Source organism: Sporomusa sp. (assembly GCF_057736855.1).
Genome location: NZ_JBYKYF010000464.1, coordinates 1 through 1624, shown reverse-complemented (window position 1 = coordinate 1624; position 1624 = coordinate 1). Strand labels below are relative to the sequence as shown.

Annotated in this window: 3 protein-coding genes; 1 reads left to right on the top strand and 2 read right to left on the bottom strand. The window is 38.0% G+C overall.

Annotated elements, in window-relative coordinates:
* Both AC29Z1_RS17695 and AC29Z1_RS17690 read right to left on the bottom strand, forming a co-directional pair.
* On the bottom strand, window positions 1-320 hold a 320-nt coding region (locus tag AC29Z1_RS17695), incomplete at its 3' end, for a hypothetical protein (RefSeq protein ID WP_488272751.1).
* Window positions 321-352: 32 nt separating this feature from the next.
* Window positions 353-898 carry a DUF3794 domain-containing protein gene (locus tag AC29Z1_RS17690; protein WP_488272750.1) on the bottom strand — a complete coding sequence of 182 codons (546 nt, stop codon included), beginning with the start codon at window positions 896-898 and terminating at the stop codon, window positions 353-355.
* Window positions 899-1251: 353 nt separating this feature from the next.
* Between AC29Z1_RS17690 and AC29Z1_RS17685 the strand changes: the two genes are divergently transcribed.
* On the top strand, window positions 1252-1624 hold a 373-nt coding region (locus AC29Z1_RS17685; protein ID WP_488272749.1), incomplete at its 3' end, for a DUF3794 domain-containing protein.

Sequence of the window (1624 nt, the reverse complement as noted above, 5' to 3'; positions counted from 1 at the left end):
CATGCTTTATAGGGTGTCTGTATTACCCGTTGGCATATGATCTCTACAACCGAAGAAATACTTATTATTTGCTCAATATCTGGTTTATATGACGGAATACATAACACTTCTGGCACCACTATCTCCGTCCATCTCCGGATATTCCCGTCATCCAAAAAATTTTCCAGCTTTTCTCGTGGGCAGATACCGTTAATAGTCATAAGGTGAGTCCGATCTTTACCTTCAGACCGCAGCGGGTTTTGAAATTTTCCCATAACTCTGCAATCAACATACTCGATAGCAGCATTTTCTTTTGCAGAGTCTATATTGCAATATCGCATATTGCTTCCTCCCTTTTGTACATAATAACCGACTACTCATCACAAGCAGTAACCGTAGCGGGTACAGCCTGTAGTAGTAACATTACATTATCCACTACCTCTCTTGAGGTGACTTTCTTTACAAATAGATCCTCCAAACAAGTATTAATCTGATAGGTAATATTGAGGGAATCGACATCCTGCTCTCCGTCCTTGTGCCATACCCGCACCTTCTTAGGAACAACAATAAAGGCAGAAAACGGAATTATAAAGCGGGCTGAGTGTACAGGTTGCTCACTGCGAACAGCTATATAAGATATTGTTTGGCATAGTTCTCCTTCAACAATTAACTTTCGTCCAGTAAGTAATTTGCCTTCATAATTGGGGCAATTCTTAGTACTAGGAGTTACAATTACCTTTTTCCTGATAATCCTTACTGCCACGTTTACCCCTGTAATGTGCTCAATCTCAGGTTTTATCTCAGGAATATGCAAATTCTCCTGAATTGCGATTTGAGTCCAAAAATTATCTACACCTTTGGTAAAATTGATTCCTCTAATGTCACAGAGCCCGGCAACAGTAACCAAGCTGTCATCCATGTATATTCCTCCTTACTATTTAATTGTTTACCATTAAACGTTAGTAGTTTTATCGTCTGTTCCATTATATGTGGTGTACTCTACGGTAGTTCCAAAACACAGTTACATAATCAATAGAAAACGCTAGCAATACTGCCAAACACCTTAAAAAACAAAATTCTAACAAATGTTATTGAAGTAATAACTACCAAGTTTTTTATATACGGAACACATTTCATAGGAAATCATAAACTATTAATAAATGAAATAACGAAAAAATTATTTATAACATTACATACCAGCATCCTGACTAACGCCTACTGGTATGTCTGCATCATGGCAAAATCGTATATTTATGTAAAGGAGGACTAGTTATGGCTCATCATAAGCAGCGAAAAATTGATCCGTTTGCTGCCAATTGTGCTCTTATAATACCAGACGAAAAAAAGGAAGCTGAATTTCTACTGCGTGCTGCCTCTATACCAGTTATTGATCAATGTGTAGTATCTCGTGGGCAAGTAAGTATTAGCGGATATAGCAATATATTTATAGAATATGTGGCCGCTGTTGACGATGACACCCAGCCTGTATCCTGCTTATTTTATAAACTGCCATTTGAGAGAACCTTTGACTACCGCCGAGCACGCGAAGACATGAAACTTTCCCTAAAATGTAACATCACCAGCCAGTACATGTTTCTAACTAGCTCAAGAGAGATTACGATAGCAACAAATATAAGGATTTCAG

Excerpts from the sequence above, each read along its gene's own strand:
- AC29Z1_RS17690 (WP_488272750.1), bottom strand. The coding sequence starts at position 898 with ATGGATGACAGCTTGGTTACTGTTGCCGGGCTCTGTGACATTAGAGGA.